Below are 7,601 nucleotides of genomic sequence, written 5' to 3' on the forward strand. Positions count from 1 at the left end.
CCATGAGCGACATCCAGTGGAGCGACGGCGCTCCCATCTACCGCCAGCTGAAGGAGCGCGTGATCGCCATGATGCTCGACGGAATCCTCAAGCCGGGCGATGCCCTGCCTTCGGTGCGCCAGGTGGCCGCCGACTACCAGCTCAACCCCATCACCGTTTCGCGCGCCTACCAGGAACTGGCTGACGAAGGCCTGGTCGAGAAGCGCCGGGGCCTGGGCATGTTCATGACCGAGCAGGCGGCCACGCAGCTGCGCAGCAGCGAGCGCGAGCGCTTCCTCAATGAAGAATGGCCGGCCGTCCTGGAGCGCATCCAGCGCCTGGGGCTGAGCCTCGACGAATTGCTGACCCAGGGGAAAGTCTGATGAATGCCAGCCTCACCAGTACCGCTGCAAGCGACGCGGTCATCACCGCCCGCGGCCTGCGCAAGGCCTACAAGAGCACGGTCGCGCTCGACAATGCCAGCTTCACCATCCCGGCGGGCCGGATCATCGGCCTGATCGGACCCAACGGTGCCGGCAAGACCACCGCGTTGAAGGCCATCCTCGGCCTGACCACGGTGGAAGGCGACCTCAGCGTGCTCGGCCGCGACCCGCGCCTTCATCGGGATGAGCTGATGAAGGACATCTGCTTCATCGCCGACGTCGCGGTGCTGCCCCGCTGGCTGAAGGTGCGCGAGGCCATCGACTTCGTCGCCGGCGTGCATCCCCGCTTCGATCGCGCCCGCTGCGAGCGCTTCCTGGCCAACACCAAGCTGCAGCCGAAGCAGCGCGTGCGCGAACTGTCCAAAGGCATGATCGTGCAGCTGCACCTGGCCCCGGTGATGGCCATCGACGCCCGCGTGCTGGTGCTCGACGAGCCGACCCTGGGCCTGGACATCCTGTACCGCAAGGAGTTCTACCAGCGCCTGCTGGAGGACTACTTCGACGAGCAGAAGACGATCATCGTCACCACCCACCAGGTCGAAGAGATCGAGCACATCCTTAGCGACGTCATGTTCATCCGCGACGGCCGCATCGTGCTCGACGCAGAGATGGACGATGTCGGCCAACGCTACACCGAGCTGCTGGTCAACGCCGAGCAGCTCGATACCGCGCGTGCGCTCAAGCCGATCGACGAGCGCGCCCTGGCCTTCGGCAAGACCGTGCTGCTGTATGACGGCGTGCCGCGTGACCAGCTCACCTCCCTCGGCGAGACCCGCAGCCCGGGCCTGGCTGATCTGTTCGTCGCTGTCATGAAGGGGACCTACGCATGAACGCCGTCAATCATCCCGTCGGTCCCGCCGGCACGCTGCGCTGGCTGCTCAAGCGTGAATACTGGGAGAACCGTGGCGGGTTCCTCTATGCGCCGCTGATTGCCGGCGTGGTCTCGCTGCTGATAAGCGGTGTGGGCATCGCCTTCGGCCTGTTCGCCCTGCATCGGGCTGCGCGCGACGGCAATCTGCACATCGATGGCGAGGACGTGAACATCAACGGCCTGGACCTGGCGCTGCTGACCCGCAACATCAGTGCCAAGGACATGGCCGACCTGGGCAACGGCCTCGACCTGACCCTGGTGCTCAGTTCGGCCTGGCCATTCCTGGTGCTGGCGTTCGTGATGTTCTTCTACTGCCTTGGCGCGCTGTATGACGACCGCCGCGACCGCAGCATCCTGTTCTGGAAATCGCTGCCACTGTCCGATACCCAGACCGTGCTTTCCAAGGTGATCAGCGCGCTGGTGATCGCCCCGCTGATCGCAGTGGTCGCGGGCATCCTGACCATGTTCGGCTTCCTCGCCATCATCAGCCTGGTGGCCGCGCTGCACGGTGGCAGCCCGATGAACCTGATCTGGGGACCGGCCAGCCCGCTGACCCTGGCCGCCGGCCACCTGTCCTGGATTCCGGTCTACGTCCTGTGGGCGCTGCCGACCGCCGGCTGGCTGCTGCTGTGCTCGGCCTGGGCCAAGTCCAAGCCGTTCCTGTGGGCGGTGATGCTGCCGCTGTTCGCCGGGATCATCGTCTCCACCACCAAGGTCATGACCCTGTTCGGGCTCACCAGCGGCTGGTTCTGGCAGAACGTCGTCGGTCGCCTGCTGCTCAGTGGCGTGCCCGGCATGGACCTGATCTACCGCACCGGCCTGCAGGACTCGCGTGCGGACCTGGAATCGGTCACCGCGCTGATGGGCCCGGTCGCGCAGCTGAAGTCGCTGGCGATGCCGGGACTGTGGATCGGCGCTGCGTTCGGCGCGCTTTTCATCTTCCTTGCCATCCGCCTGCGCCGCCGCGCCGGCGAAATCTGACCCCTTACCGGAGCCACCACCCATGCGTTCCCTGCTCGCCTGTACCGCGTTGTTGCTGATGCCGCTGTCGGCCCTGGCCGCCGATGCACCCAACTGCAAGTTCACCGCTGCACGCACGTTGAAGCTGGACGCGGCCGGTGCCAAGGCGGTGGTGTTCGAGGTGAACCAGTTCGATCTGAAGGTGACCGCCCGCAGTGGAGGCGGTCAGCTCGACGGCCGTGCCTGCGCGTCCAGCCAGGATCTGCTGGACCAGCTGGTGCTGGACCAGCGCCGGGAAGGCGACAAGCTGGTGGTCAGCCTGCGCCGCGCAAGCCGTGCCGGCCTGAACCTGGGCAACTTCTACGCCTGGCTGGACATCCGCGGCAGCGTGCCGGACAACCTGCCGCTGCAGTTCAAGGTCGGCTCCGGCGATGCCAGCATCGACAACGCGCAGTCACTGAGCGTGGATGTCGGCTCCGGCGACGCCGTTGCGCGCGGCACCCGCGGCACCATCCATGCCTCCGTCGGCTCCGGCGACCTGGAGATCGACGGTGGCAGCGCACTGAACCTGCTGTCGCTCGGCTCGGGTGACGTCAAGGCGCGCAACATCGGGGGCGACGCGATCGTCGGCACGGTCGGCTCCGGCGACCTCACGATCAGCGACGTGCGTGGCAACGCACGCCTGGACACGGTCGGATCGGGCGACGTCGACTTCAAGCGCGTGCAGGGCAGCGTCCAGATCGGCGTGGTGGGCTCGGGGGGCATCGACCTGGGTGACATCGGCGGCGATGTGCACGTGCGCAGCCATGGCTCCGGCGACGTCGACGTCGATGGCGTGCGCGGCAACCTGACCGTCGATCACAGCGGCAGCGGCGACGTCGTGCACCGCAACGTCAGCGGCAGGGTCACCCTGCCCCGCAACAAGTAAATCCCAACCCACCGATTCGAGGGGAATGCCATGAACCTGATGCGCCTGCTGCCTGCCACCCTGCTGTGCCTGCCGCTGATCGCCTGCGGTGGCACGTCTTCCGCGCCCGACACCAGTGTCGGCAAGAGCGTCGCCGAAACCTCCAGCGGCGTTGGCAGAAAAGTCCAGGAAGCCATGGATGAGGCCCGCAGGGAGATCACTGAGGGCAACATCAAGATCTCCGCCGACAATCAGCCGCGCGCGGAGATCACGCCGGATGGACATCTGCTGATCGGCGGCAAGGATGTGCCGACCAACGACGCGCAGCGCCGCCAGCTGCTGGAGTACCGCGGTCACGTGGTCGCCATCGCGACGGACGGGATGAATGTCGGCCTGGCCGGTGCCAAGCTCGGTGCCAGCGCTGCCGGTGAAGCGCTCAAGGGTATCTTCAGCGGTGACAGCGAAGGCGTGGAGAAGCGGATCAACGCCGAGGCCGCCAAGATCGAAGCGCAGGCCAAGCGCATCTGCGACCGCCTGCCGGCGATGCTGGCCAGCCAGCAGGCGCTTGCCCGCGAACTGCCGGCCTTCAAGCCCTACGCCAGCATGGACCAGAGCGACGTCGACGACTGCGGGAAGGACAGCTCGGTCACCTTCTCCAACTGAGACACTTCAGCGCAGCCGGCCGGCAGCGGGTCCCCGCTGCCGCCACCGGGCTTACAATGGGCACCCCGGATGCCCCCGATCGAATCGTCATGAAGAAGCTGTTTCTGCTGCTGGCTGCCCTGTTCTGCCTGGGCCTGGCCGGCTGCGACCAGGATTACCGCAACCACCGCGCAGAGCGTGGCAAGCCCAAGATCTCCGTGAGCGAAGGCATGGTGACCGTGCGCCGTCCACCGGCACCGAACATCATCATCCTGGCCGACGGCACGATGAAGATGGACGAGATCCAGATTCCGCTGGACGATGCGCAGAAACAGATGCTGCAGACGATGTTCGGCAAGCTGCAGGTACTGCGCCAGAACACGCTGGTGGCCGCCCCGGCCGATCCGAACATGCAGCCGGTGAAGATCCAGCCGCCGGAGGGCATGGACGTCATTCCAGGCGACCTGATCCAGCGCATCCCCGAGTTCAAGGACTACACCGAGACCTTCGGCAACATCGTCGCCGACCGTCGCTGAACGCAAACGCCGCCCGAGGGCGGCGTTTCTCATTGGCCCGGCAAGCCTGCTCGGCAGATCAACCGCCGCCACCGCCTCCCGCATGGATACCGCCAGCGGTCAGCGCCGTCGGATCCAGCAGGCGCCGCAGTTCCGCTTCGCCCAGGCCGCTGTCCTCCAGCGCCACCTCCAGCACCGGCCGCTGTTCCTTGTAGGCGCGCTTGGCGATTGCCGCGGCCTTCTCATAGCCGATGATCGGGTTCAGCGCAGTAACCAGGATCGGGTTGCGCGCCAGCGCCTCCGCCACGCGATCCTCGCGCACCTTCAGGCCTGCGATGGCGCTGTCGGCCAGCAGCGTCGACACGTTGGCCAGCAGGCCGATGCCTTCGAGCAGGTTCACCGCGATCAGCGGCAGGGTCACATTGAGCTGGAAATTGCCGGTCTGCCCGGCCACCGTGATCGCCGTGTGGTGACCGATCACCTGCGCGCAGGCCATCACCGTCGCCTCCGGAATCACCGGATTGACCTTGCCCGGCATGATCGAGCTGCCCGGCTGCAGGGCCGGCAGTTCGATCTCGCCCAGCCCCGCCAGCGGCCCGGCATTCATCCAGCGCAGATCGTTGGCGATCTTGATCAGCGCCACCGCCAGCGCATTGAGCTGGCCGGACAGCTCCACCGCATCGTCCTGCGCGGCCAGGCCTTCAAACTTGTTGTCGGCACTGTCGAACTTGAAACCCGAGTGCTGCTTGAGGGCCTTGGCCACCTGAGCGCCGAAACGCGGATCGGCATTGATGCCGGTACCGATGGCGGTGCCGCCCAGCGGCAGCCGGCGGACGCGCTTGAGGCTGTCCTCGATGCGCGCCTGTGCCGATGCCAGCTGTGCCGACCAGGCACCGAACTCCTGCTCGAAGGTCAGCGGCATGGCGTCCATCAGGTGGGTACGGCCGGTCTTGACCACCTTGCGCAGGCTGCGGCCCTTCCTGTCGATGGTCCTGCGCAGATGCGCCAGCGCGGGCAGCAGCTGTTCGTGCGCCGCCAGCACCGCCGAGACGCGCAGCGCGGTCGGGATCACGTCATTGGAGCTCTGCCCCTGGTTGACGTGGTCGTTGGGATGGACCGTGGTCTTGCCGGCCTTGCCGGCGCGGTTGGCCAGGGTCGCGATGACCTCGTTGGCATTCATGTTCGAGGACGTACCCGAACCGGTCTGGTAGACATCGATGGGGAAATGCGCGTCCCAGTCGCCCGCCGCCACTTCCGCGGCGGCGGCCTGGATCGCCTTGGCCACGTTCCTGGGCAGGTGGCCCAGTTCGGCGTTGACGCCGGCAGCGGCGCCCTTGACCAGACCCAGCGCACGGATGAACCCGCGCGGCATGCGCTGGCCGGACACCGGGAAATTCTGCACGGCGCGCTGGGTCTGCGCGCCCCACAGGGCGTCGGCAGGCACCTGCAGCTCGCCCATGCTGTCGTGTTCGATCCGGAACGCCCGGGAGGCACCCTTGCTTGCAGCTTTGCTCATTGCATCGACTCCGCACTACTTCAGTTGGGGAAAGGGAAGCGGCGGCTGGCAGGGTGTCGCTTCCCGGGCTGGCGGCGGCAATCACGATACTCTCTTGCCCGTTGCATGGCATGACGGAAGCGGGCCGGATCGTTTCATCTGCGGCACCGTTGCCCATCGGGAGCGCCGGGCCCGGCCGGGCGAGGACAGCGCGCAGCCTCCCTGCGCCCGGCGTGGCCCGGTGCTGCCAAGCATGCGAAGGCCACGCGTCGTAGAATATCGGCCCCGCCGCTCGCTCCCGCCCTGCCGACATGTCCGATTCCGCCCTGCTCGCCCTGTCCCCGCTCGATGGCCGCTACGCCGGCAAGGTCGATGCCTTGCGCCCGATCTTCTCCGAGTACGGCCTGATCAAGGCCCGCGTCACGGTCGAGGTGGAGTGGCTGCTGGCGCTGGCCGCCGAGCCGGGCATCGTCGAGCTTGCAGCGTTCTCCGAAGCCGCCACCGCCCGTCTGCGCGCACTGGCCAGCGGTTTCAGCCCCGCCCATGCCGCCCGGGTGAAGGAGATCGAGCGCACCACCAACCATGACGTCAAGGCGGTGGAGTACTTCATCAAGGAGCAGCTGAAGGACGACGCCGAGCTGGCGCCGGCACTGGAGTTCGTGCATTTCGCCTGCACCAGTGAGGACATCAACAACCTCAGCTACGGCCTGATGCTCGAGCAGGCGCGCCGCGAGGTGCTGCTGCCGACGCTCGACGGCATCGCCGCCACCCTGCGTGGCCTGGCCCACGCCCAGGCCGCGCAGCCGATGCTGTCGCGTACGCACGGCCAGACCGCTTCGCCGACCACCCTGGGCAAGGAGCTGGCGAACGTGGTGGCGCGCCTGGAGCGTCAGCGCCGCCAGATCGCCGCGGTCGAGCTGACCGGCAAGATCAACGGTGCGGTCGGCAACTACAACGCGCACGTCGCCAGCTACCCGGACGTGGACTGGCCGGCCTTCGCCGAACGCTTCGTGACCGGGCTGGGCCTGGTGTTCAACCCGTACACCACGCAGATCGAGCCGCACGACAACGTCGCCGAAATCGGCGATGCCGCCCGCCGCGCCAACATCATCCTGATCGACCTGGCCCGCGACATCTGGGGCTACATCTCGCTGGGCTACTTCAAGCAGCGCCTGAAGGAAGGCGAAGTCGGCTCGTCGACCATGCCGCACAAGGTCAACCCGATCGATTTCGAAAATGCCGAAGGCAACTTCGGCATCGCCAACGCGCTGTTCGAGCATTTCAGCGCGAAGCTGCCGATCAGCCGCTGGCAGCGCGACCTGACCGACTCCACCGTGTTGCGGGCGCTGGGTACCGCCTTCGGCCACAGCCAGGTGGCGCTGGACTCGCTGGCCAAGGGACTGGGCAAGCTGGAGGTGAATCCGCAGCGCCTGGACGCCGATCTGGATGCGGCCTGGGAAGTGCTGGCCGAAGCGGTGCAGACGGTGATGCGCCGCCACGGCCTGCCGAACCCGTACGAGCAGCTGAAGGCACTGACCCGCGGCCAGGGCATCACCGCCGAGTCGATGCGGGCGTTCGTACAGGGGCTGGAGCTGCCGGCGGATGCGAAGCAGCGGCTGCTGGAGATGACCCCGGGCAGCTATACCGGTCTGGCCGAGGCGCTGGCGAAGAAGATCTGAGGGGTTTTCTTTGCGGCGGCGGCCGCGGGCGCTGCCTGCGGCAGGCGTGTACTGCCAAGGCAACAGCAACAGCAACAGCGGTCCAGGCTCTGGATTGCTGGGAGTTGGGC

Annotated in this window: 8 protein-coding genes; 7 read left to right on the top strand and 1 reads right to left on the bottom strand. The window is 67.1% G+C overall.

What is annotated here, in order from left to right; all coding sequences use genetic code 11:
* The first annotated feature begins 2 nt into the window (after positions 1–2).
* From N5J29_RS18260 to N5J29_RS18285, 6 genes are all read left to right on the top strand, one after another.
* Positions 3–362, top strand: a complete 360-nt coding sequence (locus tag N5J29_RS18260; protein ID WP_053515392.1) for a GntR family transcriptional regulator — start codon at positions 3–5, stop codon at positions 360–362.
* Entirely contained in the window at positions 362–1,252 is an 891-nt protein-coding gene (locus N5J29_RS18265; RefSeq protein WP_279924516.1) for an ABC transporter ATP-binding protein, read from the top strand. Before N5J29_RS18260 ends, N5J29_RS18265 begins: the two co-directional genes overlap by 1 nt.
* Positions 1,249–2,274, top strand: coding sequence for an ABC-2 transporter permease (locus N5J29_RS18270; protein ID WP_164152505.1), 1,026 nt, complete (start codon positions 1,249–1,251; stop codon positions 2,272–2,274). The genes N5J29_RS18265 and N5J29_RS18270 overlap by 4 nt, the downstream gene beginning before the upstream one ends.
* A 22-nt stretch (positions 2,275–2,296) precedes the next feature.
* Complete coding sequence (locus N5J29_RS18275) at positions 2,297–3,181, top strand: DUF2807 domain-containing protein (RefSeq protein WP_053515386.1); 885 nt, start codon at positions 2,297–2,299, stop codon at positions 3,179–3,181.
* A 30-nt stretch (positions 3,182–3,211) separates the two neighbouring features.
* Entirely contained in the window at positions 3,212–3,823 is a 612-nt protein-coding gene (locus N5J29_RS18280; protein WP_053515384.1) for a hypothetical protein, read from the top strand.
* A gap of 89 nt (positions 3,824–3,912) precedes the next feature.
* Positions 3,913–4,338, top strand: a complete 426-nt coding sequence (locus N5J29_RS18285) for a hypothetical protein (protein WP_053515382.1) — start codon at positions 3,913–3,915, stop codon at positions 4,336–4,338.
* A gap of 58 nt (positions 4,339–4,396) precedes the next feature.
* Here N5J29_RS18285 and N5J29_RS18290 read toward each other — a convergent pair whose 3' ends face one another.
* The gene (locus tag N5J29_RS18290; RefSeq protein WP_065182914.1) at positions 4,397–5,833 is read right to left on the bottom strand and encodes a class II fumarate hydratase; all 1,437 of its coding nucleotides are present in this window, start codon (positions 5,831–5,833) and stop codon (positions 4,397–4,399) included.
* Positions 5,834–6,123: 290 nt separating this feature from the next.
* On the opposite strand from N5J29_RS18290, the gene purB reads away from it, so the two are divergent.
* Entirely contained in the window at positions 6,124–7,491 is a 1,368-nt protein-coding gene (purB, locus tag N5J29_RS18295) for an adenylosuccinate lyase (RefSeq protein ID WP_128987758.1), read from the top strand.
* Positions 7,492–7,601 lie beyond the last annotated feature (110 nt).

The sequence above is a fragment of the Stenotrophomonas sp. GD03680 genome (genome assembly GCF_029844625.1).
Lineage (GTDB): Bacteria > Pseudomonadota > Gammaproteobacteria > Xanthomonadales > Xanthomonadaceae > Stenotrophomonas > Stenotrophomonas maltophilia_P.

Coding starts and splice junctions, on each gene's coding strand:
- N5J29_RS18260 (WP_053515392.1), top strand. CDS start 3: ATGAGCGACATCCAGTGGAGCGACGGCGCTCCCATCTACCGCCAGCTG.
- N5J29_RS18265 (WP_279924516.1), top strand. CDS start 362: ATGAATGCCAGCCTCACCAGTACCGCTGCAAGCGACGCGGTCATCACC.
- N5J29_RS18270 (WP_164152505.1), top strand. CDS start 1,249: ATGAACGCCGTCAATCATCCCGTCGGTCCCGCCGGCACGCTGCGCTGG.
- N5J29_RS18275 (WP_053515386.1), top strand. CDS start 2,297: ATGCGTTCCCTGCTCGCCTGTACCGCGTTGTTGCTGATGCCGCTGTCG.
- N5J29_RS18280 (WP_053515384.1), top strand. CDS start 3,212: ATGAACCTGATGCGCCTGCTGCCTGCCACCCTGCTGTGCCTGCCGCTG.
- N5J29_RS18285 (WP_053515382.1), top strand. CDS start 3,913: ATGAAGAAGCTGTTTCTGCTGCTGGCTGCCCTGTTCTGCCTGGGCCTG.
- N5J29_RS18290 (WP_065182914.1), bottom strand. CDS start 5,833: ATGAGCAAAGCTGCAAGCAAGGGTGCCTCCCGGGCGTTCCGGATCGAA.
- purB (WP_128987758.1), top strand. CDS start 6,124: ATGTCCGATTCCGCCCTGCTCGCCCTGTCCCCGCTCGATGGCCGCTAC.